This window comes from Agrobacterium vitis (assembly GCF_013337045.2).
In the GTDB taxonomy this organism is placed as follows: Bacteria; Pseudomonadota; Alphaproteobacteria; order Rhizobiales; family Rhizobiaceae; genus Allorhizobium; species Allorhizobium vitis_B.
Window position 1 is genome coordinate 1,428,564 of record NZ_CP118259.1, and the last position, 25,094, is coordinate 1,453,657.

27 protein-coding genes are annotated in these 25,094 nt (G+C 57.9%); 11 read left to right on the forward strand and 16 right to left on the reverse strand.

Going from position 1 to position 25,094, the window contains the following annotated elements; genetic code table 11:
* Positions 1 to 101: 101 nt before the first annotated feature.
* Positions 102 to 602: a SixA phosphatase family protein gene (locus G6L01_RS06730; protein WP_070164707.1), complete on the reverse strand. Its 501-nt coding sequence runs from the start codon at positions 600 to 602 to the stop codon at positions 102 to 104.
* Positions 603 to 898: 296 nt separating this feature from the next.
* Between G6L01_RS06730 and dksA the strand changes: the two genes are divergently transcribed.
* Positions 899 to 1,318 (forward strand): RNA polymerase-binding protein DksA, encoded by a 420-nt coding sequence (gene dksA / locus G6L01_RS06735; RefSeq protein WP_041696655.1) that lies wholly within the window; start codon positions 899 to 901, stop codon positions 1,316 to 1,318.
* A gap of 526 nt (positions 1,319 to 1,844) precedes the next feature.
* On the opposite strand, the gene G6L01_RS06740 is transcribed toward dksA, so the two are convergent.
* A complete protein-coding gene (locus tag G6L01_RS06740; RefSeq protein WP_070164708.1) occupies positions 1,845 to 3,308 on the reverse strand; it encodes a flagellar biosynthetic protein FliO in 1,464 nt (487 codons plus the stop codon).
* Positions 3,309 to 3,751: 443 nt separating this feature from the next.
* Between G6L01_RS06740 and cckA the strand changes: the two genes are divergently transcribed.
* Entirely contained in the window at positions 3,752 to 6,370 is a 2,619-nt protein-coding gene (gene cckA / locus G6L01_RS06745; protein ID WP_070165123.1) for a cell cycle histidine kinase CckA, read from the forward strand.
* A gap of 322 nt (positions 6,371 to 6,692) precedes the next feature.
* On the forward strand, positions 6,693 to 7,526 hold the full coding sequence (locus G6L01_RS06750) for a DUF3313 domain-containing protein (RefSeq protein ID WP_070165124.1): 834 nt from the start codon (positions 6,693 to 6,695) through the stop codon (positions 7,524 to 7,526).
* 55 nt (positions 7,527 to 7,581) lie between these two features.
* On the opposite strand, the gene G6L01_RS06755 is transcribed toward G6L01_RS06750, so the two are convergent.
* Entirely contained in the window at positions 7,582 to 8,142 is a 561-nt protein-coding gene (locus G6L01_RS06755; protein WP_174089200.1) for a TetR/AcrR family transcriptional regulator, read from the reverse strand.
* Between the two features lie 329 nt (positions 8,143 to 8,471).
* Here G6L01_RS06755 and G6L01_RS06760 point away from each other — a divergent pair, with 329 nt between their 5' ends.
* The 4 genes from G6L01_RS06760 (at position 8,472) to G6L01_RS06775 (ending at position 13,223) form a co-directional block, all read left to right on the forward strand.
* Positions 8,472 to 8,945, forward strand: a complete 474-nt coding sequence (locus G6L01_RS06760) for a (2Fe-2S)-binding protein (protein ID WP_070164709.1) — start codon at positions 8,472 to 8,474, stop codon at positions 8,943 to 8,945.
* Positions 8,945 to 9,928, forward strand: coding sequence for an FAD binding domain-containing protein (locus G6L01_RS06765; RefSeq protein ID WP_070164710.1), 984 nt, complete (start codon positions 8,945 to 8,947; stop codon positions 9,926 to 9,928). The genes G6L01_RS06760 and G6L01_RS06765 overlap by 1 nt, the downstream gene beginning before the upstream one ends.
* Complete coding sequence (locus G6L01_RS06770) at positions 9,925 to 12,216, forward strand: xanthine dehydrogenase family protein molybdopterin-binding subunit (RefSeq protein WP_070164711.1); 2,292 nt, start codon at positions 9,925 to 9,927, stop codon at positions 12,214 to 12,216. The genes G6L01_RS06765 and G6L01_RS06770 overlap by 4 nt, the downstream gene beginning before the upstream one ends.
* Positions 12,217 to 12,290: 74 nt before the next feature.
* Positions 12,291 to 13,223, forward strand: a complete 933-nt coding sequence (locus G6L01_RS06775) for an XdhC family protein (protein ID WP_070164712.1) — start codon at positions 12,291 to 12,293, stop codon at positions 13,221 to 13,223.
* Positions 13,224 to 13,363: 140 nt separating this feature from the next.
* On the opposite strand, the gene G6L01_RS06780 is transcribed toward G6L01_RS06775, so the two are convergent.
* A complete protein-coding gene (locus tag G6L01_RS06780; RefSeq protein WP_070164713.1) occupies positions 13,364 to 13,951 on the reverse strand; it encodes a DUF1349 domain-containing protein in 588 nt (195 codons plus the stop codon).
* 121 nt (positions 13,952 to 14,072) lie between these two features.
* Positions 14,073 to 14,828, reverse strand: a complete 756-nt coding sequence (locus G6L01_RS06785) for a metallophosphoesterase (RefSeq protein ID WP_070164714.1) — start codon at positions 14,826 to 14,828, stop codon at positions 14,073 to 14,075.
* Between the two features lie 63 nt (positions 14,829 to 14,891).
* On the opposite strand from G6L01_RS06785, the gene G6L01_RS06790 reads away from it, so the two are divergent.
* Positions 14,892 to 15,101 (forward strand): hypothetical protein, encoded by a 210-nt coding sequence (locus G6L01_RS06790; protein ID WP_139190294.1) that lies wholly within the window; start codon positions 14,892 to 14,894, stop codon positions 15,099 to 15,101.
* Between the two features lie 67 nt (positions 15,102 to 15,168).
* Positions 15,169 to 15,456: a hypothetical protein gene (locus tag G6L01_RS06795; RefSeq protein WP_070164715.1), complete on the forward strand. Its 288-nt coding sequence runs from the start codon at positions 15,169 to 15,171 to the stop codon at positions 15,454 to 15,456.
* 13 nt (positions 15,457 to 15,469) lie between these two features.
* Here G6L01_RS06795 and tgt read toward each other — a convergent pair whose 3' ends face one another.
* The 5 genes from tgt to coaD form a co-directional block, all read right to left on the reverse strand.
* Positions 15,470 to 16,600 (reverse strand): tRNA guanosine(34) transglycosylase Tgt, encoded by a 1,131-nt coding sequence (tgt, locus tag G6L01_RS06800; RefSeq protein ID WP_070164716.1) that lies wholly within the window; start codon positions 16,598 to 16,600, stop codon positions 15,470 to 15,472.
* A gap of 2 nt (positions 16,601 to 16,602) precedes the next feature.
* Complete coding sequence (queA, locus tag G6L01_RS06805) at positions 16,603 to 17,661, reverse strand: tRNA preQ1(34) S-adenosylmethionine ribosyltransferase-isomerase QueA (RefSeq protein WP_071207202.1); 1,059 nt, start codon at positions 17,659 to 17,661, stop codon at positions 16,603 to 16,605.
* A 78-nt stretch (positions 17,662 to 17,739) separates the two neighbouring features.
* A complete protein-coding gene (locus G6L01_RS06810) occupies positions 17,740 to 18,249 on the reverse strand; it encodes a peptidylprolyl isomerase (protein ID WP_070165126.1) in 510 nt (169 codons plus the stop codon).
* A 138-nt stretch (positions 18,250 to 18,387) separates the two neighbouring features.
* On the reverse strand, positions 18,388 to 18,966 hold the full coding sequence (locus tag G6L01_RS06815) for a peptidylprolyl isomerase (protein WP_070150769.1): 579 nt from the start codon (positions 18,964 to 18,966) through the stop codon (positions 18,388 to 18,390).
* Positions 18,967 to 18,993: 27 nt separating this feature from the next.
* Positions 18,994 to 19,488, reverse strand: coding sequence for a pantetheine-phosphate adenylyltransferase (coaD, locus tag G6L01_RS06820; protein ID WP_070164718.1), 495 nt, complete (start codon positions 19,486 to 19,488; stop codon positions 18,994 to 18,996).
* A gap of 218 nt (positions 19,489 to 19,706) precedes the next feature.
* On the opposite strand from coaD, the gene G6L01_RS06825 reads away from it, so the two are divergent.
* Positions 19,707 to 19,832, forward strand: a complete 126-nt coding sequence (locus G6L01_RS06825; protein WP_272950979.1) for a hypothetical protein — start codon at positions 19,707 to 19,709, stop codon at positions 19,830 to 19,832.
* A 122-nt stretch (positions 19,833 to 19,954) separates the two neighbouring features.
* Positions 19,955 to 20,107 carry a hypothetical protein gene (locus tag G6L01_RS06830; RefSeq protein WP_156536474.1) on the forward strand — a complete coding sequence of 51 codons (153 nt, stop codon included), beginning with the start codon at positions 19,955 to 19,957 and terminating at the stop codon, positions 20,105 to 20,107.
* A gap of 301 nt (positions 20,108 to 20,408) precedes the next feature.
* Here G6L01_RS06830 and sufA read toward each other — a convergent pair whose 3' ends face one another.
* The 6 genes from sufA to sufC form a co-directional block, all read right to left on the reverse strand.
* Positions 20,409 to 20,795, reverse strand: coding sequence for a Fe-S cluster assembly scaffold SufA (sufA, locus tag G6L01_RS06835; RefSeq protein WP_070164719.1), 387 nt, complete (start codon positions 20,793 to 20,795; stop codon positions 20,409 to 20,411).
* Between the two features lie 141 nt (positions 20,796 to 20,936).
* A complete protein-coding gene (locus G6L01_RS06840; protein WP_070165127.1) occupies positions 20,937 to 21,317 on the reverse strand; it encodes an SUF system Fe-S cluster assembly protein in 381 nt (126 codons plus the stop codon).
* 26 nt (positions 21,318 to 21,343) lie between these two features.
* The gene (locus G6L01_RS06845; protein WP_139190295.1) at positions 21,344 to 22,582 is read right to left on the reverse strand and encodes a cysteine desulfurase; all 1,239 of its coding nucleotides are present in this window, start codon (positions 22,580 to 22,582) and stop codon (positions 21,344 to 21,346) included.
* Position 22,583: 1 nt separating this feature from the next.
* A complete protein-coding gene (locus G6L01_RS06850) occupies positions 22,584 to 22,976 on the reverse strand; it encodes a VOC family protein (protein ID WP_070164721.1) in 393 nt (130 codons plus the stop codon).
* The gene (sufD, locus tag G6L01_RS06855; protein ID WP_070164722.1) at positions 22,969 to 24,243 is read right to left on the reverse strand and encodes a Fe-S cluster assembly protein SufD; all 1,275 of its coding nucleotides are present in this window, start codon (positions 24,241 to 24,243) and stop codon (positions 22,969 to 22,971) included. The genes G6L01_RS06850 and sufD overlap by 8 nt, the downstream gene beginning before the upstream one ends.
* A gap of 23 nt (positions 24,244 to 24,266) precedes the next feature.
* Positions 24,267 to 25,022 carry a Fe-S cluster assembly ATPase SufC gene (gene sufC, locus G6L01_RS06860; protein ID WP_070164723.1) on the reverse strand — a complete coding sequence of 252 codons (756 nt, stop codon included), beginning with the start codon at positions 25,020 to 25,022 and terminating at the stop codon, positions 24,267 to 24,269.
* Positions 25,023 to 25,094 lie beyond the last annotated feature (72 nt).

Here is a 25,094-nt window from a genome sequence, read left to right on the forward strand (position 1 = left end):
CCCAGCGCATGAAGGCTCAAGCCTAATACTATTGCGTCATGACCGCTTGCGCGCCTTTGCTACGTGCGCCTTTGCCACATCCGCTTTTGGTAGCCGACCCCTCAGGGCTGAAGAAAATCCACCAGCTGCCATCGGCTTGGGGTGTCTGCTGCGTCGATAATCGCCAGCCCGCCCGCCGGGTAGCCTTGCGGGATGGTGCTGGCCAAAGCCTGTTCGCCGATCAGCACATGCAGACATTCCTCGATTGCCGGATTATGGCCGATCAGCATGATCGACCCCTGCGGGGAAGAGGAGTGCAGGATTTCCAGATAGGTCTCGGCGCCACCGTTATAAAGCGCATCGACATAGCGGATTTCCACATCCTCTGCGCACATGCTGCGGCGCACGGCATCCGCCGTCTGACGGCATCTGACAGCGGTCGAACAGATCACCAGATCGGGGCGGTAACCTTTGTCGGCAGCCATGCCGGTTATCATCTCGGCATGAGCGTAACCCGTATTGCTCAAGGGCCTGTCGAAATCCTTTTGCCCGGCCCCAGGCCAATCGGCGGCGGCATGCCGCATGAGATAGACCCGGAAAGGTTTGGAGACGGTGACGGTCATGCAGATGGTGTCCGTTGGATCGAAGCCTTACCTATCCCGCCAGTTCATGCGGCGTCAACAGGATGGGTTGTAGCGGCCGGAAGAGGTATGTGACCAGGCTGGAGGCGCTGGGTGTAAACCTTTGTCAAGGGGTTCTGCGACAAATAAGCCACACGAAGGAAAAACGATGAAAAAATAGTCCTTTAGCTGATTTTTGTAACAGATTTAAAAATCAAGGAAAGCCTTGAGTAAGGCTTGAATGCGACCTTTTCAAAGTATATACGTCCGCCATTGAGATGTTCTTCAGGAGAATCGCGTTGAGTGAGAAGATCAATCTTAGCGACTATGTGCTCTCGGACGACGACGAGTTCATGAACGCGAACCAGCGAGCTTATTTTCGCGCCAAGTTGATCGCTTGGAAAAACGACATCCTGCGGGAGGCAAGGGAAACCCTCGGCCATCTCGCGGAAGAGAGTGCCAATCACCCTGACCTTGCAGACCGGGCATCTTCGGAAACCGACCGCGCAATCGAGCTTCGAGCGCGTGACCGGCAGCGCAAGCTGATCTCCAAGATCGATGCTGCGTTGCAACGGATCGACGATGGCACCTATGGCTATTGCGAGGAAACCGGTGAGCCAATTGGCTTGAAGCGCCTCGACGCCCGCCCGATCGCGACCCTGTCGATCGAAGCGCAGGAACGCCACGAGCGACGCGAAAAAGTCTATCGGGACGAATAGACCCAAAACAGTCAGCGCAGTGTTCAGAGGCAAAAGCACGCAGTGATTTTGCGTGCGTCTTCTGTGCAGAGAAGCACGACTAAGCGCAACCGTAGCGTCGCCGGCAAGACGCCGGCCCTGAAACCCGTAACACCCGCCTATGCGGTTGTTTGTTAGAACGGCATCTTTCGTTTCGGTAGACTGTTGAATATTTTCCAGATCGTAGCCGTATTGAGAAAAAGCCATACCTGAGCTTGACCGAACGCCGATGCCCTCCATGAGGCATACGGCAAAGGAATAGATTCTGATTGAATCGTCCCTAACGCGCCGTGCGTTTTATAAAGCGCGCAAAGGGCGCTGTGACAAACTGGATCTGCTGCATAATTTCCTCCTTCAATCGATTCTGCCTTAAGGAATCGTCCGGTAGAATATCATTCGCATCAACGCAGCTAGACGATGGGCGTTGTTGTGTTGGAGCCTGTGAGGCGTTGCCCTTAGACGCGGTTTCTTTCAGAGAAATTGGGTTCCCTTTTCCCTAAGACAAACTCTAATTCTTGCGCGGAGCGCCCATTTCGCCGAAAATCCGGGCGATTTCGTCCTGCAAATTGCCTTCCTTCGGTGCGGGGTCGGATGTCACCGTGGCTTGAGGATTGGCACCGGGCGGCGTTCTGATCGGCGCAATGGCGCGGGCAACCGGTGGCTCGACGGTCGGTTTCGGACGCGCAGCCGGTTGGGTCAGGATTTCGCCGTCGAGAATCTTTTCAAATTCACTTTTCAGAGTGTCGAGGTCCGGTTCTGAAGCTCCCTGCGGGGTTTTCTCGGCAGCAGGTTCAGGTGACAGGTCGATCTCCTCGGGTGGGGTAGGGCTCCTGTAGCGATCTGCGGAAAAGGGTTCGACGCGTGTCTTCAATACCCGTTCGCGCGCAGCATCCAGCAACAGGCTGGCCTCCTGCGGGGATGTCGTCGCGGGTGCAACCCCAGGCTCGGAGACCGGCATCGACATGTTGGCGGGCTTGGTTGCCACCATGGGCGGCTCAACGTACGGTGCGGTGTCAGCCGGAGCCTCATTCCGAGCCGTGCTGGTTGGCGGGTTAACTGACGGCGCTGTTGGAGGTGGCGGCGACGAGACGGCGTTGACCGGCTCGGCGGTGATGGTCTCGGATGACCGTGGCTCGGCTCTGACACTCGGCGCCACGGGAGTTTCGGGGGGCATCGCCGCAGTCACAGGTTCTGGGGCCGCTTGTCGGCTCTCAGCCTGCGCTACCGCCTGGGTTTGCGCAACTGGGGCCTTTGTTGGTTGAACCTGCTGTGGCGGAACCTGGGGTGCGGCGGGTTGCGGCGGGCGTTCAACGCTCTGTGGACGCTGAATAGTGTCTTCAGGTGCGGGCTTTAGCGCGGCGGGGGCCTGCACAGATTTTTGCCCAGCGGGCTGCGGTGCAGGCATTGCCTGGACGGCTGTGGATAGGGTCTCCTGAGTCGGAGCCGCCGCAACCGGTCTCGCAACTGGCTTCTGAGGCTGTGTAGAGACTGGTTGTGGGCGCGGCTCCTGCCGTGTCGGTTGGGTTTCCAGTCGTGAGGGCGGTGTCTGCAACGCGGCTTGCGTCGCCGGTTCGGTTTGCCTGGCTTGGCGGGAGGCAAGAGCAGCCAATTCCTGAGCCTTGAGGAGCTCCTGGTTTCTGGCAAGTGCCTCATTGGCAGCTAGCTCCCCGGCCAGATAGGCCTTAGGCTCGCCAATGCCGCTTTCGACCACGATATCGGTCGGGCCGCCGATCAGAATGAGATGCTCGATATTGTCGCGGCGAATCAGCACCAGCCGGCGACGGGCATCCACGGCGGCGGCATCGAGCACCTGCAAGCGTGGTTGGCGATTGCGCCCACCGCGCACGAAGGGCGATGGCGCCCGGTTTTTCAGGATCCACAATATCACCACCAGAACGGCGAGGGCGAGAAACACCCCGCCAGCGGCAATCAGGAAGCGGCTGCCATAGGCGTTGAGAATATCGTCCATCATGGTGGCTGTCTCCGTCCGAGTATCGGTAGTCATTCAACGCAATTTTCGACTTTGCCCTTGAAAAACGAGGCAAAGCCTATACCGGCTCTATATGGCGCATCGCACCATGGCCAAGCAAGCTCCGGCATTTATTCCCTGCCTATTTATTGCGATTGCCCACGAAGTGAAGGGGTAAGGTGCGGAAGATCTGTGCCAGATTGCGCCTGAGAGTGTGGGATTGGCTGTGAATGGTCGGCAATGGTGGCCTTGCTGCGCTTTTTGCTGCTCATTCAAGTTGGTAAAGATGTTGCTAACCGTGATTCCCGGCAATGGCGACGGGACAGGCCGTGCGAGACCGGCTATCGTGGTGGCAATGCTGCCGGATGACAAAGCACCGGATGGATAAGGTGCCGGGTGACAAGGCGCCGGATAACAAGGCAAATGAACGCCGAGATGAGGACCGAATGACAAACCAGCAGCAGACAGACGAAAGCGTAGGCCCGCTGGTGGATCGCAGGCCGAGTAGCGGGGCCGCGTTTCGCATCGTCATCCTGGCCTTTGTTCTGCTGGCTGCCGCCGCTGCCTTCGTGGTCTTCAAGAACTCGCTGGACAACCAGATCGTGCTGGGTGTGCTCGGCGTCCTGGCCATTGTCGGTATTTTTTTCCTTGTCTCTGCGATCATCGGTTTTATCGAAGTCATGCCGCAGACGCCATCGGACGGTCTTGGCCGCGCCTTCCTCGACAGCCAGAGTGAGGGAACGCTGGTCACCGATCCGCGTGGGCACATTATCTATGCCAATGCCGCCTATGGCCGGATGACCGGCGCGCGCCGGGCAACGGACGTGCAGACGCTGGAAGCGCTGCTATCGCGCCACCGCGAGGCTGGTGAAGCGCTTTACCGGCTGATCAACGGCTTGCGCGAGGACCGGGACGGGCAGGAGGAGTTTCGTCTGCTGAAACCGCTCGGACCGTTTTCCGACAATGGTTCCGGCGCGCATTGGTACCGGTTGCGGGCTCGCCGGCTGGTGGAGAAGGGGCCGCATAAAGGCCTTCAGATCTGGCAGATTGCCGACATTACCGCCGACCGTGACGACCAGGAGCGGTTTTTCAAGGAATTGCAGAACGCTATCGATTACCTCGATCATGCACCGGCCGGCTTCTTTTCGGCTGGCCGCAAGGGCGAGATCTTCTATCTGAACGCCACCCTTTCGGAATGGCTGGGCATCGATCTCACGCAGTTTTCGCCAGGCGCCATCTACCTCAAGGACCTTGTTGCGGGTGAGGGCATGGCGCTGATCCAGTCGGTACAGGCCGAACCCGGCCTGTCGAAGACAGCGACGCTCGATCTCGACCTGCGCCGGGCCGATGGCCGCAGTTTTCCCGCCCGCCTTGTCCATAGGGTTCGTTCGGCCCGCGATGGCGCGCCGGGGGAGAGCCGGACGATCGTGCTGGCCCGTCAGGAAGTCATTGCTGGGGACCGTTCGGATTCTTCGGCATCCATGCGCTTTACCCGGTTTTTCAACAATACGCCGATGGCAATTGCCTCGGTGGACGGGCAGGGGCGCATCCTGCGCACCAATGCGCCGTTCCTGAAATTCTTTTCGGATGTCGTTTCCCGGGACGATATCGACCGCAAGATCCAGCTGGATGCCGTCCTGCATGACAACGAGCGTCCGGTGTTCGCCGAGGCGCTGTCGCAGGCGCGCGACCGGCAGGTGGACATTGCACCAATCGATTCGCGCCATCCCCTGGATGACATGCGCCATTTCCGGTTCTACGTGAACGCGGTTATCGATCAGAGCGACGAAGCTCCGGAAGAGGCGGCCATCGTTTATGCGGTTGACGTCACCGACCAGAAGGCCCTGGAAACCCAGATGGCCCAAACGCAGAAGATGAATGCCGTTGGCACGCTGGCCGGAGGCATCGCCCACGACTTCAACAATGTTCTGACGGCCATTCTTCTGTCTTCCGACCATCTCCTGCTCCAGGCGCGGCCTTCGGATTCGAGCTTTGCCGACCTGATGGAAATCAAGCGCAATGCCAATCGCGCTGCCGTTCTGGTGCGCCAATTGTTGGCCTTTTCGCGCAAGCAGACCATGCGCCCGACAGTGCTGAACCTGACCGATGTGATCGGCGATCTACGTATGCTGGTCGACCGGTTGATCTCAGGCACCAATGTCAAGCTTCATGTGGATTACGGACGGGATCTCTGGCCGGTCAAGGCGGATCTCTCTCAATTCGAACAGGTGCTGATCAATCTCTGCGTCAACGCCCGCGATGCCATGCCGCAAGGTGGCAATATCACCATCAGCACCCGCAATGTGACAGGTGTCGAAGCGGCCGCCTATAATCACCGCGGCCTGCCGCATGAGGATTTTGTGCTGATCGAAGTGGCCGACAGGGGCACCGGCATCGCCCCTGAGATCCTCGACAAGATTTTCGAGCCCTTCTTTACCACCAAGGATGTCGGCAAGGGGACCGGGCTGGGACTTGCCATGGTCTATGGCATCGTCAAACAGTCAGGCGGCTATATCTACCTGGAATCCGAGGTTGGTGAAGGCACGACATTCCGGATTTTCCTGCCGCGCCATATTGTCGAGCCTGTTGTCATCGATGCGACCCTTGCACCGGGCGCGCAAGCCCAGCAGGGCAATGGCCGGGTTCTGGCAGCGTCCGAATCCGAGAATTCCAAGGAGCCAGACGACCTGACAGGTAAATCCGCCGTCGTTCTGCTGGTGGAGGACGAGGACGCCGTGCGGCGCGGCGGCAAGCGCATGTTGGAAACAAGGGGCTATACGGTCCATGAGGCCTGTTCCGGCGTCGAAGCGCTGGAAATCATGGAGGAACTGGAAGGCAAGGTCGATATTGTCGTCTCCGACGTGGTGATGCCGGAAATGGACGGCCCGTCGCTGTTGAAGGAATTGCGCAAGACCTATCCGGATATGAAATTCATCTTCGTTTCTGGTTATGCCGAGGATGCTTTTGCGCGAAACCTGCCTGCCGATGCCAAATTCGGATTCCTGCCGAAGCCCTTCTCCCTCAAGCAATTGGCCATCGCCGTTCGCGAAATGCTGGATGCATGAACGGACTGTAGATTGAGAGACAGCGAGAGCCATCATGCGCTTTATAAGGCGTATGATGGCTTGCGGGAGGAGATTTAAGCGGCACCTTCGATGCGCTGATTTTGTTTCAAATAAAAACTTTTATTTTGGATAGTTATATTCGCGATTGCCACGCGGAGCACCCCGAAATTGCCTTGAATCGATTTCTATAGAAGGAGCCATTGCCCCTGGCTTCGACATCTTTTTGGATTTGCGAATCGATCACGACATATGTGCCAAGGCTTGAAGAAAAGGTCGTTATTTTATGACGTATATGCGTGCGTGTGCATTTGCCAATCGCGAGATGAGACTGGAAAACCGCTCTCGCTTTTCGGCGATTTTTCCCTTGGCATTGTCTCTCGGTCTTTCCGGTTGCGGCTCGGTTCCATTGACGCAATCGGGCTCTCTCAAATCCTATGAAAAGCTAGGGCCGGTCGAGGGCAAGATCGCTAAGTCACGGGTGTTTTTGGATCAACAATCGCTGCTGACAGCCCGCTCGATCGCCATTTCACCGACGAAACTATCACCGCAGGCGCGCTCGAAGCTCCATGAATCAGGCAGTGACCGGCTGGTTTCCAACGCGCTGGATCGGGCATTGTGCATCGATCTGAGCGACAGGTTTCTTGTGGTTCGCCCCGGAGAACCAGCCGATTTGACCGTGCAAGCGGAGATTACCGACATCGTTCCGACCGGCAAGATTGCCGCTGGTGTTTCCAAGGTGACAACGCTTGGAACATCCGCCGTCCTGCCGGTCGGTATTCCCCGTCTTCCCATCGGTCTTGGCGGCCTTGCGGTGGAAGCCGAAGCGCTTACCCCGCAGGGAACACAAGTCGCGGCAATCGTCTGGTCCAGGGGTGCAAACTCGATAACCAATGGCCCCCGCGTTTCCGAAGTCGGCGATGCCTATGGTCTGGCCTCGTCCTTTGCTGGTGAGTTTTCGCAGATGCTGCAAAAAGGCCAGAAACCCTCCGGCATCAACCTATCCTTGCCATCAGGGCAAAAGCTGAAATCGGGACTGGGCGGCGCGCCCAAGAATGCCGCCTGCGAAGCCTTCGGGCGGGCACCGGGCATTGGCGGAATGGTTGGAACAATGGTCGGCGCGCCACCATCCTGGTCGGACAAAGCCGGTAAGCAGTAAGGAGACTATCGAGCCTGGAAGCTGATTTTCAGCCTCCAGGTTTCGGTCCAAGCCGTCAGCTTTTGGATGGGCTTTTGTGGCGCAATCCATCCATCAGCAATCCGATCAGCCGATGCGAACGGTCGCGCCATTCCGGGGTGTCGGGCATGGAATAGATGCTGGAGAGGGCGTGCAGCACGTCAGCCTCGCCGATATCGTCGCGAATGAGCTGCTGCTCCTGCGCCTTTGCCATCAGCCGGGCGACCGCATCGCGGATCAGGCCGGAGCCCTCCGCAAACAGGGTGGAATTGGAATTCATAATAATTTTCAAGCTATTGGCCATACCACGTTTGGTGGCGATATAGCCAACGAAACGGCGCATCCATTCCTCCAGCGCCATATCGGCGGGAAGTGTTGTCGCAAGCTCCGTCGCCGCGTCTGCCAGGCTTGACAATTCGCGCCGGTAAACTGCCTCAACGAGATGTTCGCGTGTCTGAAAATGGCGGTAAAGCGTGCCAATACCGACGCCAGCCTGCCGTGCGATATCCTCAAGCGAGGTTTCCACGCCTTTTTCAGCAAAGGCGAGGGCTGCCACCTCGACCAATTTCTCCCGGTTTCGCAAGGCATCCGCACGCATTTTAGGTACCTTCGGCGAAGATGTGTTCGAGGCAGCCGATGCCAAAATTCTGCTCCGGGACATTTGGGGCTTGACGAAAGACGACAAACCTCTAGTTTAAACGGAGGCGCCTCCGATTAGGAGGGCCTTCCAAGTCATAGTCCAGAAGAGGGGAGGATGTCATGTTAAAAATAGTGCGCATCTCCCGTCCTTCAAGTCGGCATAGTTTCTGACAGCCGAGGCTGTCCACAATCGCCTTTGAAATATTTCGCCCGAGACGGCAAGCGCCATGCGTTTAAGCAAACGCATGGCGCCTATTCACTCTTTTAAGCGACAGCACGGAGCTTATCATGCCAGCAACACTTCATCTCAGCTTGACCATCAACGGCACGCTTCACGAATGTGACGTTGAACCGCGCGTGACTTTGCTTGACGCGCTTCGCGAGCATCTGTCGATGACCGGCACCAAAAAGGGCTGCGACCAGGGGCAGTGCGGCGCCTGCACCTGCCATGTCGATGGCAGGCGGGTCCTGTCCTGCATGATGCTGGCAGCCCAGGCGGAAGGCCATGCGATCACCACGATAGAAGGCATTTCGGCACCAAATGGCGATTTGCACCCGGTTCAAACCGCTTTTCTGGAACAGGATGCCTTTCAATGCGGTTATTGTACACCCGGCCAGATCATGTCGGCGGTGGCGTGCATCCGCGAGGGGCATGCGGGATCGGATGCGGAAATCCGCGAATATATGTCTGGAAACCTCTGTCGCTGCGGGGCCTATAACAGCATCGTGGCGGCGGTGCGTGACGCGGCGGAGGCTGCATGATGAAGAGCTTTTCCTATAGCCGGGCCTCGTCCATACAAGCAGCCCGTGAGGCAACGCACCAACCAGATACAGCGCTGCTGGCCGGTGGTACGAGCCTGCTCGACCTTGCCAAATCCGGTGTTGCCGAACCGGATAATGTCCTGGATATCAGTCATCTGGCCGGGCTTGGCACCATTACCGTCAATGAAACTGGCGCCGTTATTGGCACCTTGGCCAGAATGTCCACCGTGGCCAACCATCCTGTCATAAAGGCGCGGTTCCCAGCTGTTGCGCAATCGCTGTCTCTGGCGGCGTCGGCCCAGTTGCGCAATATGGCGACGGTTGGTGGCAATCTCATGCAGCGCACCCGCTGTTCCTACTTTCGTGATCCAGGCACATTTGCAGCCTGCAACAAGCGCGCACCGGGTTCCGGCTGTTCAGCCATCGGCGGGGTGACCCGTAACCACGCAGTGCTTGGCACCAGTGATCTGTGTATTGCCAGCTACCCCGGCGATCTTGCCGTGGCGCTGACCGCCTTTGATGCCACGGTGGATGTGGGCGAGCGGCAGATCGCCATCGACGATTTCTTTTTGCCCTATGGCGATGCGCCGCATCTCGAAACCCTGTTGAAGCCAGGGGAGATGATCCTCTCCATCACCATTCCGGCATCCGCCGCGGCTGAAAATTCTACCTATCTGAAGATCCGCGACCGCCAGTCCTACGAATTCGCCGCAGCCAGTGCGGCCGTTGGCCTGGAACTGGAAGAGGATGGCCGCACGATCCGGGATATTCGCATTGCGCTTGGTGGCGTGGCCAGCAAACCATGGCGGGTCCGCGCCGTGGAGCAGGCGCTGATCGGCAAGCTGCTTGAGCCGCAAACCGTCGAGCAAGCCAGCCGGCTTTCGATGGAAGGTGCGGTGTCGCAGGGCGATAATCATTACAAGATCCAACTGGCGCCGCGCGTGATCGCCCGCGCCGTCCTCACTCTGGGAGGTCTCGCATGACGATAGTGACAGCACGCAAGCACGGCGATGCCGCAGACGGCGCGGTCGGTGGCCGTCTTTCGCGGTTCGAAGGACAGAGAAAGATCACTGGGGCTGCGACCTATGCGCTGGAATACCCAGTGGAGAACGCCGCCCATGCGGTTCTGGTTCAGAGCACGATTGCGTCCGGTCGGGTGGTATCGATTGATACAACAGCAGCCAAGGCTGCACCGGGCGTGCTGATGGTGTTGACACCGCAGGACGACCTCGGCCTGATCACCGCGTCTGATTGGTACGGAAATCGGCCGGATAACCAGCCTTATTATCCCCTGTCGAATACGGTAAGCTTCAATGGCCAATCGATTGCAGCCGTCATCGCCGAAAGCCGGGAGCAGGCAGCCGAAGCAGCGAAGCTGGTTCGTGTTGTCTATGAAGAAACTACGGCAACCAATGGACTGGACGATCCAAATGCTGGTCCTGGCAAGCTGATGGATAATCTGAATGTTTCCTGGGGTGATGCCGAGGCGGCGTTGGCTGCCTCTGCTGTGCGCATCGAAGCGGAATATCGGACACCGCGCGAATACCATGTCGCCATGGAGCCGCATGGCCTGACCGCTCAGTGGGACGAGGACCGGTTGACGCTTTGGGAGCCGAGCCAATGGACCCACGGCATGGCACGCAGCTACGCCGAATGGTTCGGCCTGCCGCTGGAGAATGTCCGTATCGTCTCACCGTTTATTGGCGGCGGTTTCGGCTCCAAGGGCGGGGCGCTGGCCTATGGTGCTGTGGCAGCGGCAGCGGCGAGAAAGCTGGACCGTCCCGTCAAACTGGCCGTGACCCGGCCCCAGAATTTCACCAGTTACGGTGGACGTGCCGCGACGCGCCAGACCATTGCCCTGGGTGCAACGCAAGACGGGATTTTGCAGGCAATCCTTCATCGCGGCGCCAGTGAGACTTCCATCTACATGGATTATCCAGAGCAGACCGGCGCTGCGACACCGATCCTCTACAAGGTGGAGAATTTCAGTTCCGAGCATCGCGTCGTGCCAGTCAATACCGTCACGCCAGGCGCTTTGCGGGGGCCAGGCAAAAACCCGAGCGCCTTTGGCATTGAATGTGCCATGGACGAACTGGCCGCTGCTATCGGTATGGACCCCCTGGAAATTCGCCTGAAAAACTATGCCGACCGCGATTATCAATCGGGCAAGCCGTGGTCGACGCGTCAATTGCGCGAAGCCCTCACCCAGGGTGCCGAGGCTTTTGGCTGGTCACGACGCAGCGCGCAGCCCCGGACCATGCGCGACGGGCGACATCTGATCGGCTGGGGTATCGGCTGCGGCACCTTTCCAGTGATCCGCGCGCCGAGCGAAGCGATGATCCGCATTCTGGCGAATGGGCGGGTTGAGGTGGTCAGTGGTGCCATAGACATGGGGCAGGGTACCTATACGATCCTTGCCCAGACCGCTTCAGAAGCGCTGGGCGTGCCGGTCGAGCAGATCGATGTTGTACTCGGCGATTCCAGGCTTCCAGGATCGGCGATTGCCGGCGGATCAATGCTGGCCGGGTCGATCACCGGTGCTGTCCACAAGGCAGCGATGGCGGCCCGTGACGAAATCCTGGCGCTTGCCCTTAACGACACCAATTCGCCATTCCGCGAGACCGGCGCCAATATTCTGACATTGAGCGATGGCCGGATTGCTATGTCACGCGGCGAGGGGCCTTCGATCACCCTGCCCGAGCTGATGACAGCCCTGAACCGCGATGAGATTGAAGTGCGGCGCAATACCCTGCCCGACGATGCCCAAAGCGCCGCCGACCACAAGGGCGCCTGGACCAGCATGGCAAGAGTGCAAGGCCCGACCATGGGCGACACGTCCATGCATAGCTGGTGCGCTCACTTCGTCGAAGTTCGCGTCGACGAGGATTTTGGCACTGTTCGGGTCTCGCGCATGGTTTCCGCCTTCGATTGTGGACGGCTTTACAATCCGAAAATGGTGGAAAGCCAGTGGCGCGGTGGCATCATCATGGGTATCGGCCAGGCTTTGCTGGAGGAGGGGCTGGTGGACAGCCGCAATGGGCGGGTCGTCAACAATAATATGGCGGATTATCTCGTGCCGACCAATGCCGACATTCCCGATATCCAGGTGATTTCAGTGGGTATACCCGACTACCAGGCCTCTACGCTTGGCGGCAAAGGAGTTGGCGAAGTCGGAATTGTCGGTGTCGCGCCAGCCATCGCCAATGCTGTCTTCCATGCCACCGGCAAGCGTGTCCGCGATCTGCCGATTACTCTGGAAAAGCTCATCTGATGAAGACTTCCCGTAAATATCGTCGGCGCTGTCTGCGCAGACGATATGGCGAAGGGAAAGAAAGTGGTGCCTGAATGAACAACACATCCCCAACGGCCTTCAGGTCCTTGGTTCCCGAAAGGGCATTTTCCACCGATAGTGCCGTCGATATATTGCGGTTCGCGGTTGACTGTCTCGACGGCGGGGCAGGCGTCGCACTCGCCACTCTAATAGAGATCCGGGGTGGCTCAGCCCGCGCACTCGGCGCGCATATGGCGATCCGGGACGATGGCCGTTATTGCGGTTTCGTCTCTGGCGGCTGCATCGAGGCAGCGGTAGCGAGCGAAGCGGTGGACGCTATTGGCGAAGACAGAGATCGCCACGTCCTGTTTGGCGAAGGTTCGCCGTTTTTCGATATAGTGCTGCCTTGTGGCGGCGGCATCACCATCGCCATCCACGTTCTTCGCCACAGCGCGCCGATCCGCACCGTGCTTGAGAGCCTTGAAAGCCGGCTTCCAGCCGGTCTGCGCTACGAACCGTCGAAACAGGCCTTAACAGCAATCGAGACGCCGAAACGCGCCGGTTGGGAAAGCGAAAGTTTCGTCACGGCCTACCGCCCAAAGACGCGGATTTTTCTGTCTGGCCGGTCTATCGAAGTCGATACGACAGCCAGGATCGCCGAGGCTGCTGGCTATGATGTGTATCGTCACGATAACGCCAACCTTGAACCCGATGCCAGCCGGATTGATGCAGATACGGCAGTGGCACTTCTGCACCACGATATCGATTTGGAAATACCGGTTCTTCAGGCAGCGCTTGGTGCCGAGCCTTTCTATCTCGGTGCCTTGGGCAGCGCCAGAACCCATGCAAGGCGGATGGAACGGCTGCGAGACCTCGGATACAGTGACACCGACATAGCCCGCATCAAATCTCCCATTGGCATCTTCAACAGAGCCCGAGATGCCCAGTCCTTGGCATTGTCCGTACTGGCCGATCTCGCAGCCACACGAGTTGCCCGGTTCGGGTAAATCTCACTCTTTGGATGGCAAATAGTTCCATAATCTATCTTATCTAACTTTTGTATGTAGTCGGGGTAGATTCCACTTTCAAATGCAACGAAGGTCTACGAAAGGTTACGATCGATAACGTGGAATGCTTGGTGGCACTGCTACGCTGTAAGGTCATGAAGATCGGTCGTTATCGCCGCGCCTATTGTGAACTCTGAGAACCGAACATCCAATCCCCCTCGTTCCGGCGTACACGCAGTCAAGCCGACGAGATAACGAGAAGCCTCTGGAAACGGAGCAAGGCGCAGTAGCGGCCACACCCTGCCATCTGACGATGCCTGAATGCGCATCGCGCCTTCCTTTAGTGTAATCCGAATATAGAAATCCTCGAGGTCTTTGAATGGCTGGGACACTGACCAGTCAGATTTACTATCCGTGATGACCGTACTCAGGAAGCGTTCTCCATCGGTGAACTCCACACCCGTCTTGACCCATCGATTTTCGTCAATGCGCACCATAAGGCCCGCCTGGTCATAGAGTGACCGGAACTCCCCCTGGACGCGGACACACGCCGTGAAACCATCTTCAACGGGAGTACCGAGGAAATGCCCGCTGTCGCGCGTAAATCCGTAATGGGTCTTACGCCAGAAATCAGTGTTCGCATCCGTCGTCAGAGTAAGGCCAGTTTTAGTGGCCTGCCATACCGCCGGTTGATTGAGCCAACTGGCCTCTTTGAGATTAACGTCCACGAGTTGTCCTCCTTAAATTGACCTTCACCCTCCGGAAACCGTTGTGCTGAAAGTAAGCAACCGGCTCAACAACAGGCCCGGCTCAATAACAAGCATGGACCCAGCACAGCACAAACGCCCCCTAGACATCACCCACATGCATCAGCATCCTTGCCGCAATGTGGCGCTCCGAAGGATAGCCGAAGGCGTTGTTGATGTAGGTGCGCCCGTCCTTGACGGTACGGCGGTTGAGGTGGCTGTGACCGTAGATATGCAGGTGCGAGCCCAGAGCCGCGATCCTGTCTTCCAACCGGCTGGAACCAAGGACGGGATAAAGGAAGCGGTATTTCTCCGGCATACGCTCCGGCATCAGGTCGATGCGTGGCAGGAAATGCGAGAAAGACAGGATCGATGAAAAACCTGATGTATCGGGCTCCGCATTGCCACTGTCAAAATACCGGCTGACCTCGTCATCGGAACCGCCTTCCCAATCACAGCGCCGGTAATCCATCCAGGCCTGTTTGAGGATGGAGCCGGGCGGGCCGAAGGAGTAATCGTACCAGCCAAACAGCGGGACGATCAGCGTGTTGCCGAGTGCCAGTGGCTCCATGCCGATATCCAGATCGGCGCAGGCAGCTCGCAGCCGCTGGAATTTGTCGAAGGATGAGCCCTGCCCTTCGGCATCAACCCAGAGATCGTGATTGCCCGGCACATACAGAACCTTGAAAAATCGCTGGGCCAGGAGTTCCATGACAGTCTGAAACAGCGCCATGCCGTTTGCTACGTCGCCGGCAACGATCAGTACGTCCTGCCGGTAGTCGCGCGTCGAGATCTGCCGGAGCCAGTCCATGTTCTCTTGATGGTCCGCATGAAAATCCGATCCGACAAAAATCCGCATATGCTCTCCAGCTCGATTTGCTGTTCGTTCTCATGTCATTTTGCCCATTTTGTGCCACCCATCATGCGTGACGGCGAAACCACCGGGGCTATTGGAATTGACGCTCAAACCATGCCAGCTATTACTGTTCGCCGTCTGTCGGCAACTTTAAATAAAACAACTATGTCAAATGCCCAACTTAGACTTGATGGCTCGAAAACACTCCCTGTAAATCTCAGGTATTTAATGAAAAAAGTCGGATCTAAGTCGTTTTTATTTTTTAGCGAATCGTAAGATTTGTTAGTCTGCGCTGGCGAATGAATCGCATTGATGACGGACATGTTTCCGGGGGGCAAATGATATGTCTATTGAACACTTTCTCAGCAATGATTGGCTCAACAATGATTGGGAAGCCTGGGCGCTAGAGCGCGCGCACAGGATTATGGTTCAGGAAGGCGCAAACCTTGTCAACGCGGCGCAGTGGCTCGATAAGAAACAGACGGTGAAAACATCGCAGCAATTGCGCGATGCCATCCAGCAGTCCTTGATCGAGGCCCTTGCCTTGCGGGCATCACAGAGCGCGATCTCATCCGTCCATCTGTCTGGCGTTGCTCTGAATAGTCCCCTGTCTAACATGGCAGAGCACTGAGCAGCTCAAACCGTTACGCCGCCTCGATATCACCCCGCGCCCAGCATTCCATGGTCTCGGCCATGAAGTCCTCAAACCTGCCTTCGGCGATTGACTGGCGGATACCCTGCATCAGTTCCTGATAATAGGATAGATTGTTCCAGGACAACAGCATACCGCCCAGCGCTTCGTTGGAGCGCACCAGATGGTGCAGATAGGCCCGTGAATAATCTCGTGCTGCCGGGCAGGACGATTGTTCGTCCAGGGGGCGTTTATCTTCGGCGTGGCGGGCGTTGCGGATATTGACCTTACCGCGCCGGGTGAAGGCGAGGCCATGGCGGCCAGAGCGGGTCGGCATGACGCAATCGAACATATCGATGCCACGCGCGACCGATTTCAACATATCGTCCGGCGTGCCGACGCCCATCAGGTAGCGCGGCTTTTCCGTCGGCAGCACAGGCAGAGTAATATCGAGCATGCTCAGCATCACCTCCTGAGGCTCGCCGACCGCCAGACCGCCGACGGCATAGCCTTTCAGGTCCAGTTGCTTCAGCCCTTCGGCGGAGCGAATGCGTAAGCCCGGTTGATCGCCGCCCTGCACGATGCCAAACATTGCCTTGCCGGGTTGTTCACCAAAGGCGACGCGGCAGCGCTCCGCCCAGCGCAACGACATTTCCATGGCGCGCTCGATTTCACGCGGCTCAGCGGGCAAGGCGACGCATTCGTCCAGCTGCATCTGGATGTCGCTGTCCAGCAGGCCCTGGATTTCGATGGACCTTTCCGGCGACATGTGATGCAGAGAACCGTCGATATGGCTCTTGAAGGTGACTCCCTGCTCATCCAGTTTGCGTAGGCCGGAGAGCGACATAACCTGAAACCCGCCGCTATCGGTCAGGATCGGCTGCGGCCAGCGGATCAGCTCGTGCAAGCCGCCAAGTCTGGCGACGCGCTCGGCGCCCGGACGCAGCATCAGGTGGTAGGTGTTGCCCAGAATGATATCGGCGCCCCCTTCCCGCACCTGATCGAGATACATGGCCTTGACCGTGCCGACCGTACCGACCGGCATAAAGGCCGGGGTGCGGATCGTGCCGCGCGGCATGGTAATTTCGCCTAGCCGGGCCTTGCCGCTGGTGGCTTTCAGGGTAAACGTGAACTGCTCGCTCATTGTTATTTGTCTTTCCGGAAGAGCAGGCTGGAATCGCCGTAGGAATAGAAACGGTAGCCGGTCTCGATCGCATGGGCATAGGCAGCCCGCATGGTTTCAAGTCCGGCAAACGCCGAAACCAGCATGAACAGCGTGGATTTCGGCAGGTGAAAATTGGTCATCAGCACATCCACCGCCTTGAAGCGATAGCCCGGCGTGATGAAAATGCCCGTCGCATCTGACCATGGCATAAGACGGCCATCCTCGCTGGCAGCGCTTTCCAGCAGTCGCAGCGACGTGGTGCCGACACTGACGATCCGCCCGCCCCGCGCTTTGACCGCGTTAAGAGCCGCCGCCGTCTCGGCCGAGACATGGCCGATTTCCTGATGCATTTTGTGGTCGTCGGTATCGTCGGCCTTGACGGGCAGGAAGGTCCCCGCCCCGACATGCAGCGTCACGAAATGGCGCTCGATCCCGGCTTTATCCAACGCCTCGAACAGGGAAGGCGTGAAGTGCAGACCGGCGGTTGGTGCGGCAACCGCCCCCTCTTCCCGCGCATAAATGGTCTGGTAATCGGTGCGATCCTGCCCGTCTTCCGGGCGTTTCGCGGCAATATAGGGAGGCAGCGGGATATGGCCGACACCCGCAATCGCCCGGTCCAGATCAGGACCGGAGGCGGCAAATTCCAGATCGATTTCGCCCGCCTCGCCTTTTTCTGCAACCGTCGCCAATAGGCCGTCAAAGTCGATCACATCGCCTTGCTTGATCCGCTTGCCGGGCCTTGCAAAAGCCTTCCAACGATTGGCGGCAACGCGCATATGCAACGTGCAGGACACCGGCGTGCGCTCGGCCCCTTCCCGGATGCGAACACCCTCCAGCTGGGCCGGAATAACTTTGGTGTCGTTGAAGACCAGCGCGTCGCCGGCCCTAAGGAAAGACGGCAGCTCGAAAACCCGGCGATCTTCCAGCATTGGCGCCCCATCCGGGCGCACAACCAGAAACCGCGCCTGATCACGCGGACTGGCCGGGCGCAGCGCGATATTCTCGTCTGGAAGGTCGAAATCGAACAGGTCTACACGCATGATATCGCAACAGGGTTTGGAACGCGAAAACCCGCCCCAGCGCCGAAGCACCGGAGCGGGCTGACAGAAAAGCCGAAATCAGGCGTCGGCGGCGACTTTCATCGAGATGATCGAATCCGGATCGGTGACTGGCTCGCCCTTCTTGACGGCGTCGATGACATCCATGCCTTCGATAACCTGGCCCCAGACGGAATATTGCTTGTTCAGCCAAGGCGCATCGGTGAAGCAGATGAAGAACTGCGAATTGGCGGAGTTCGGGCTTTGCGAACGGGCCATGGAGCAGGTGCCGCGCACATGTGACGTGGCCGAAAATTCAGCCTTCAAGTCCGGCTTGTCGGAGCCGCCCATGCCAGCACGGCCGGGATTGAAGCTTTCGCCACCCTTCTTGCCAAATTTCACGTCGCCGGTCTGGGCCATGAAATCGGGAATGACGCGGTGGAAGACGACGCCATCATAGGCGCCTTCGCGGGCCAGTTCCTTAATGCGGGCGACGTGGCCGGGGGCCAGGTCCGGGAAAAGGCTGATGACGACCTTGCCCTTGGTGGTTTCCATGATGACGGTGTTTTCCGGATCCTTGATCTCAGCCATGTTTTTCTCCTTGGTATTCCGGTTTTCGGGCATTTTGCCCGATTTTGAAATCCGTGCCCTTTCCGCAGTCCGAAAGGACCGGAGAAGGGAACGGATGAGGTGACTGCTGCTTCACGCGCTTAATTAAGTGGCGGCAACCTATTTCTTTCCGAGGGTGACCTTGATCATCCGGTCGGGATCGCTGACCTCGCCATTGCCACCCTGGCCGCGCTTGATCTTATCGACAAATTCCATGCCGGACACAACCTTGCCAACCACGGTATATTGGCCGTTCAGGAAGCTGCCGTCACCGAACATGATGAAAAACTGCGAATTGGCAGAGTTAGGGTCCTGGGAACGCGCCATGCCAACCGTGCCACGCACGAAAGGCGTCTTGGAAAATTCGGCTGGGATATTCGGCAGCTTGGAAGCGCCGGTGCCAGCACGGCTCTTGTCGAAGCCGGATTTCATATTGCCATATTGCACGTCGCCGGTCTGGGCCATGAAGCCCTCGATAACGCGGTGAAAGGCGACATTGTCATATTGACCCTGGCTTACCAGCGTCTTGATCTGCGCCACATGCTTGGGCGCGACCTCCGGCATCAGTTGCACGACGACAGGGCCGTCCTTCAGCTGAATGGTCATGATGTTATCGCCAGCACCGGCCTGGGCCATGGCGTTGGTGGCAAGGGTGGAAAGCGCGAGCAGGCCCGCGAAAGCAAGAGACATGAGTTTCATGAAGGCTCCGTAATTTCTCGGATCGGCTCAAGCCTTGAGCCGGGATTTCAATGCCCGCGACACCTGCGGGGGGACAAAGGCGCTGACATCACCGCCCATGGTGGCGATTTGCCGGACCAATGTGGCCGTTATGGGCCGCGACGCCGTACCGGCTGGCAGGAAGACCGTTTGCAGGTCTGGCGCCATCTGCCGGTTCATGCCCGCAAGCTGCATTTCGTAGTCGAGATCTGACCCATCGCGCAGGCCGCGGACCAAAAGCGTCGCCCCATGCTGGCGGGCGGCATCGACGGCCAGACCATCGAAAGCGACAACCGAAACATCCCCTGCCCGCTCAGGCACGGCCTCGCCAAGACTGCTCGCAATAAGCTCTGCGCGCTCCTCGAAGCTGAACATCGGCACTTTACCGGGATGAATGCCGATCCCGACGACAACCTTGGGGACGACATTCAACGCCTGAACCAGAACATCCAGGTGGCCATTGGTCATTGGGTCGAAAGAGCCCGGATAAAAGGCAATTGTCATCGGTCCGCCCTAATCTTTTATGCCCGCCTTTTGTCACGGACAGGCTGGAACCGCAAGCGCCTACCGCCCCGGTTTTCACGCCCGTTCCGTTCATATTTGTGGCCAGATCACCCCATGCCTGCCCCATGAATGCCTGATGAACGGCACATTCAGGCCCGCTTCAAGGCCGGGTGTTTATACAGGGATCATGTTCAACGACAAGGCCAAGAGAACAAACAATGCTTGCAGTTGTTTTGAGTATCGCAATTGTCAGCGCATTTGTTCTTGAAGCATTGGTAGCTTGGTTTGATGAACATGAAGACGATTGCTTCGCATTTCTGGCCGCTCAGATGAACGCCAGATGAACGGAGTGTTAAGGGCAGCTTCAGCACGGCTTTTGTAAAAAGAGTGCACTGCTCACAGGAACAAGACGCGGTTGCAGCCATTGTTGCTGCAACTGGCCCCGTCAAAACGAAGGACGAAACCCATGCTTGATAAAGTGACGATGATTAATCTGGTCTGGACTGCCATGATCGGCGCTATGCTGGCAACGAGCATTGGTTTTCACATGAACGAAGACCGCGCCCCTTCCAATTTCCGCACGTCGATTTCGCAGCCTTACCACAGCGCCAGCCGCTGATTGGAACCTTGGCGCAGGATGACCGTTGAGGCTGGACAAGTGACGATCAGACACAAAGGAAAACAAGATGTTCTTGCTTCTCTGCGTGCTCTCGGCTGCTATAAGCGCGATGTTTGTCTACTCTGTCGTTTCGACGATCTCTGCGCTACGCCGTGAGCAAGATGATTTGCGATCCCTGTTGAAATAATTGAATTCTATTCGGATCTATGAGAAACGCCTCGCCCTTCATTTGAAGGGCGAGGCGTTTCTTTTTGTGACATTCTTTTATGGCAGCAATAGGCCCTGAAACAATAGGTCTTGATCAGACGTGGACCGCCTGCCGCTGTTTCGCCAGCTCGGCCAGGTCTGCGGCCTTCAATTCTACCGACTCGCCGCAGCCACAGGCCGAGGTCTGGTTCGGATTGCGGAATGTAAAGCCGGAGCGCAAGGTTGTGGTTTCGAAATCGATTTCCGTACCCAGCAGATAGAGCACTGCGGCTGGCTCCAGCCAGACGGAGGCGCCGTCGCGGGCAATCAGGTCATCCCTCGGGTTCGGTTCTGTCACCAGGTCGATGGTATATTCCATCCCCGCACAGCCGCCCTTTTTAATGCCGACACGAATGCCCTTGGCATCCGAACCGGAATTCTCGACAATTTCCTTGACGCGGGCCGCTGCCGCATCGGTCATGGTCATCACCGCAAAGCCCATGGGCTTTCTCCTTTTCACATCCGGGTTCAAGGCCCGGTGTTTTTTAAAAGTGGGTTCGGTTTTCAAACCGGAACAGTGCCAGACAAAACCGGCATGTTGACAATGTAATAGGCGGCTCGTCTTTCAGCAAGCCGCCCTCACTCAATACCAGCCGATGGCGACCTGCGCCTCTTCAGACATCCGGTCCGGTGTCCATGGTGGATCGAAGGTCATTTCCACCTGCACGCCCGAAACGCCTTCCACAGAGCCGACTGCGTTTTCCACCCAACCTGGCATTTCGCCAGCCACCGGGCAGCCGGGCGCTGTCAGCGTCATCATGATCTTCACCATGCGGTCGTCTTCGATATCGACCTTGTAAATCAGGCCAAGCTCGAAAATATCCGCTGGAATTTCCGGGTCATAAACGGTTTTCAGTGCCGAGATGATATCGTCCGACAAGCGGGCGACTTCCTCCGGCGGAATGCTGGAATGAACGATACCTTCGCGCACATCCGGCTTCTCGTCATTTTTACTGGTATTCATGTCGCTGACGCTCATGGTTTCAATCCTCAGCCGAAGAAGGTCTTGGCATAGTCAAGCGCTTCCACCAGCGCATCGATTTCTTCACGGGTATTATATAGGCCAAAAGAGGCCCGGCAGGTAGAGGTCACACCGAAACGAGACAGCAATGGCTGCGCGCAGTGCGTGCCAGCCCGAACGGCTACACCGCGCCGGTCGATCAGCATCGATACGTCATGGGCGTGGATACCCTTGAGCTCGAAGGAGAAAATCGCACCCTTGCCCGGCGCATTGCCGAAAATCCGCAGCGAATTGATCGCCGTCAGCCGCTCATGGGCGTAGGCGGTCAAATCCGCTTCATGCGCGGCAATCGCCTCGCGGCCAAGACCTTCGATATAATCCAGCGCATGCCCAAGCCCGATGGCCTGAACGATTGGCGGCGTTCCTGCCTCGAACCGATGCGGCGGATCGTTATAGGTTACCATATCCTCGGTTACATCGACGATCATTTCCCCGCCGCCCATAAAGGGCTGCATGGCGCGTAACCGGTCCATCTTGCCGTAGAGCACGCCGATGCCGGATGGGCCGTAAAGCTTATGGCCGGTCATCACATACCAGTCGCAGTCGATATCTTGCACATCAACCGGCATATGCACCGCCGCCTGGCTACCATCGACCAGCACCGGAATGCCGCGCTCCCTGGCAATCCGGCAAATTTCCTTGACCGGAACCACGGTTCCGAGCGCATTGGACATATGGGTGACGGCAATCAGTTTGGTGCGATCGGTCAGCCGCTTTTCGAATTCCTCGATGTGGAACGCGCCATCGTCATCCACCGGCACCCAGACCAATTTTGCACCCTTGCGTTCCCTCAGGAAATGCCAGGGCACGATGTTGGAGTGATGCTCCATGATGGTCAGGAGGATTTCATCGCCCTCGCCGATCTCTTTCATGCCATGGCCATAGGCCACCGTATTGATGGCCTCGGTCGAGGATTTGGTAAAGATCACCTCGTCCACCGATCCGGCATTCAGAAAGCGCCGCACCTTTTCGCGGGCCGCTTCATAAGCATCGGTCGCGGCATTGGAGAGAAAATGCAGGCCGCGATGCACATTGGCATATTCGTTGGAATAGGCATGGCTGATGGCGTCGATCACCGCCTGGGGCTTTTGCGCAGACGCACCATTGTCCAGGTAGACCAGAGGTTTATCGCCATGCACCAGCCGCGACAGGATCGGGAAATCCTTTCGGACGGCTTCGATATCATAGGTCGATGGAAGTTTCGACATATTAAGCGTCATAGCTGATAAACTCCATGAGCGAGCCATCCGGATCGCGAAAATAGAGGCTTGTTCCCTCGCCCATAGCGCCAAAGCGACGAATGGGTCCCAGTTCGATGTCGATCCCCTGGGCCTCGAGATGGGCCTTGGCATCGCTGATCTTTCCACGCCAGCGGAAGCAAAGATCGCTGTTTCCCGGAGCGACAGGAATGCGGGCCACCGGCGTACCAATTGCGCCGGGGCCATGAACATTCAACTGCTGTGCGCCAAGCCGAAAAACATATCCGCCCGCTGCCGTCGCGACCGCTTCAGCCCCGATCACCTTCGTGTAGAAATCGCGCGCCCGTTCCCAATCGGAAACATGGATCACGGCGTGATCAAGGTTGACGGGAAGATCAGCCATGGGTCTCCAGCCAGTCGGCGATCACCCCTTCCAGGGCCTCTACCAGTTCCTCATCTTCCAGCTCTTCCACCAATTCGGCGACGAAAGCCTTGATCAGCAGCCCGCGGGCCACTTTTTGTGGGATGCCGCGCGCCATCAGATAATAGAGGTGGTTGTGGTCGATATCTGCAACCGTTGCACCATGGGCGCATTGCACGTCATCGGCAAAGATTTCCAGCTCTGGCTTGACCGAATATTCGGCGTCGTCAGACATCAGCAGCGTGTTGCACGCCATGCGCGCATCGGTCTTCTGGGCGTCGGGAGCAACCCGGATCTGGCCCTGGAACACGCCACGCGCCCGGTCGAATACAACATTGCGGATCACTTCCGTCGAGGTGGTGTTCGGCACGTCATGACCAAGTGTCATGGTCACGTCCGTATGGCTTTCGCCACCCAGAAGGTTGACAGCACGCAGGGTGAAATCGGAGCCTTCACCCGCCGTTCTGACATGGATTTCCTGGCGCACCAGCTTACCGCCGGCATTGATCACGAACAGCTTCAGCTTGGCATCGGTCCCCAGCACGACCTTGATTTGGCCTAGATGGGTATCGGCAAGACCCTGGGTCTGCACGATGATCCACGTCACCTCGGCACCCTCGCCTAAGTCCAGGTCACTGACGCTGGAGATCAAGCCAGCGGCTTCGTCGGAATTGCGGTGGCGCTCGATCACTGTTGCCTTTGAGCCCGTGCCGAAGCTCGCCACAAACCGCGCATGGCTCTGACCGCCACCCTGATGGGCCTGCAACTCGATCAGCCTGTCGACCTCGACATTGTCCTCGACGTTCAGCCGATAGCCATCGCGCACGAAACTGCCATTGATCCGGCCAATCGCATCGTCCTTGGAGAAGGCAACCAGATCGGTCGCCGCCGTTCCATCCAGCAGGCTTTCGCTATAGGCACGCACCGTCACACCGTCAGGTGCCGAAACATCACGGCTCATGCCCTGGCGCAGTTCAAAGATACGAGCCGCCTCCACCAGCGGCGCCACAGCCTTGGAAGGCGTTAGCGTTGCAGCGTCGGGAATGGCCCGCAGCAGGGTTTTCAGATCCGTATAATGCCAGGCTTCAACGCGACGGGTTGGCAGGCCAGCCCGCTTCAGGTCATCAAACAGGATATCCCGCGCGCCCAGCACCGTGCCGTCGCCCGGCAAATCGCCAAGTTGGGCCGTATAGGCTTCGACCAGAGCAGCCTCGGCCGCTGTCGACCGATTGGCAGCTTGAATGTTCATTGCAACACTCCTTTTTCGACCGGTCAGGCCGCTTCGCCGATGATATCTGCATAGCCATTGGCTTCCAGATCGAGCGCCAGGCTCTTGTCGCCGGTCTTGATGATCTGGCCCTTGTAGAGAACATGAACCGTATCCGGCACGATGTAATCCAGCAGGCGCTGATAGTGGGTGATGACGATGGTCGCACGATCCGGCGACTTCAACGCATTGACGCCATCGGCAACGATCTTCAGCGCATCAATATCGAGGCCACTATCGGTTTCATCCAGAATGCAAAGCTGCGGCGCCAACAGCGCCATTTGCAGGATTTCCGCGCGCTTCTTCTCACCACCGGAAAAGCCAACATTCAACGGACGCTTCAGCATGTCAGGATTGATCTTCAATTCGGCAGCTGCTTCCTTGACCCGGCGCATGAAGTCCGGCGTCGTCAGTTCCGCTTCGTCGCGCGCCTTGCGCTGCTCGTTCATTGCCACTTTCAAAAACTGCATGGTGGCAACGCCCGGAATTTCGACCGGGTATTGGAAGGCCAGGAAAATGCCCTTGGCAGCGCGTTCCGCGGGGTCAAGCTCCAGAATGCTCTCGCCATTATAGAGGATCTCGCCCTCGGTCACTTCATAGTCCGAGCGGCCCGACAGAATGTAGGACAGCGTCGATTTGCCCGACCCATTTGGTCCCATAATCGCCGCCACTTCGCCAGCCTTGACGGTCAGGTTGAGACCACGAATGATCTCCGTGCCATCTTCCGCGATCCGGGCGTGAAGGTTTCTGATTTCAAGCATTTTTCAATTCCCTCATATGGCGGGTTTCAAGGACCCGCATATTCAACCATACGTCGGCAAAGCATTTCCTGC

Bases quoted from the DNA above. Each gene is read 5' to 3' on its own strand.
- G6L01_RS06815 (WP_070150769.1), bottom strand. From the start codon at position 18,966: ATGAAACTCATGTCTCTTGCTTTCGCGGGCCTGCTCGCGCTTTCCACC.
- G6L01_RS06730 (WP_070164707.1), bottom strand. From the start codon at position 602: ATGACCGTCACCGTCTCCAAACCTTTCCGGGTCTATCTCATGCGGCAT.
- G6L01_RS06765 (WP_070164710.1), top strand. From the start codon at position 8,945: ATGAAGAGCTTTTCCTATAGCCGGGCCTCGTCCATACAAGCAGCCCGT.
- sufA (WP_070164719.1), bottom strand. From the start codon at position 20,795: ATGGGCTTTGCGGTGATGACCATGACCGATGCGGCAGCGGCCCGCGTC.
- G6L01_RS06840 (WP_070165127.1), bottom strand. From the start codon at position 21,317: ATGAATACCAGTAAAAATGACGAGAAGCCGGATGTGCGCGAAGGTATC.
- G6L01_RS06845 (WP_139190295.1), bottom strand. From the start codon at position 22,582: ATGTCGAAACTTCCATCGACCTATGATATCGAAGCCGTCCGAAAGGAT.
- G6L01_RS06825 (WP_272950979.1), top strand. From the start codon at position 19,707: ATGCTTGCAGTTGTTTTGAGTATCGCAATTGTCAGCGCATTTGTTCTT.
- tgt (WP_070164716.1), bottom strand. From the start codon at position 16,600: ATGAGCGAGCAGTTCACGTTTACCCTGAAAGCCACCAGCGGCAAGGCC.
- coaD (WP_070164718.1), bottom strand. From the start codon at position 19,488: ATGACAATTGCCTTTTATCCGGGCTCTTTCGACCCAATGACCAATGGC.
- G6L01_RS06785 (WP_070164714.1), bottom strand. From the start codon at position 14,828: ATGCGGATTTTTGTCGGATCGGATTTTCATGCGGACCATCAAGAGAAC.
- G6L01_RS06790 (WP_139190294.1), top strand. From the start codon at position 14,892: ATGCGTGACGGCGAAACCACCGGGGCTATTGGAATTGACGCTCAAACC.
- sufC (WP_070164723.1), bottom strand. From the start codon at position 25,022: ATGCTTGAAATCAGAAACCTTCACGCCCGGATCGCGGAAGATGGCACG.
- queA (WP_071207202.1), bottom strand. From the start codon at position 17,661: ATGCGTGTAGACCTGTTCGATTTCGACCTTCCAGACGAGAATATCGCG.
- cckA (WP_070165123.1), top strand. From the start codon at position 3,752: ATGACAAACCAGCAGCAGACAGACGAAAGCGTAGGCCCGCTGGTGGAT.
- G6L01_RS06775 (WP_070164712.1), top strand. From the start codon at position 12,291: ATGAACAACACATCCCCAACGGCCTTCAGGTCCTTGGTTCCCGAAAGG.
- G6L01_RS06850 (WP_070164721.1), bottom strand. From the start codon at position 22,976: ATGGCTGATCTTCCCGTCAACCTTGATCACGCCGTGATCCATGTTTCC.
- G6L01_RS06830 (WP_156536474.1), top strand. From the start codon at position 19,955: ATGCTTGATAAAGTGACGATGATTAATCTGGTCTGGACTGCCATGATC.
- G6L01_RS06750 (WP_070165124.1), top strand. From the start codon at position 6,693: ATGAGACTGGAAAACCGCTCTCGCTTTTCGGCGATTTTTCCCTTGGCA.
- G6L01_RS06755 (WP_174089200.1), bottom strand. From the start codon at position 8,142: ATGCGTGCGGATGCCTTGCGAAACCGGGAGAAATTGGTCGAGGTGGCA.
- G6L01_RS06770 (WP_070164711.1), top strand. From the start codon at position 9,925: ATGACGATAGTGACAGCACGCAAGCACGGCGATGCCGCAGACGGCGCG.
- G6L01_RS06810 (WP_070165126.1), bottom strand. From the start codon at position 18,249: ATGGCTGAGATCAAGGATCCGGAAAACACCGTCATCATGGAAACCACC.
- G6L01_RS06740 (WP_070164708.1), bottom strand. From the start codon at position 3,308: ATGATGGACGATATTCTCAACGCCTATGGCAGCCGCTTCCTGATTGCC.
- sufD (WP_070164722.1), bottom strand. From the start codon at position 24,243: ATGAACATTCAAGCTGCCAATCGGTCGACAGCGGCCGAGGCTGCTCTG.
- G6L01_RS06795 (WP_070164715.1), top strand. From the start codon at position 15,169: ATGTCTATTGAACACTTTCTCAGCAATGATTGGCTCAACAATGATTGG.
- G6L01_RS06760 (WP_070164709.1), top strand. From the start codon at position 8,472: ATGCCAGCAACACTTCATCTCAGCTTGACCATCAACGGCACGCTTCAC.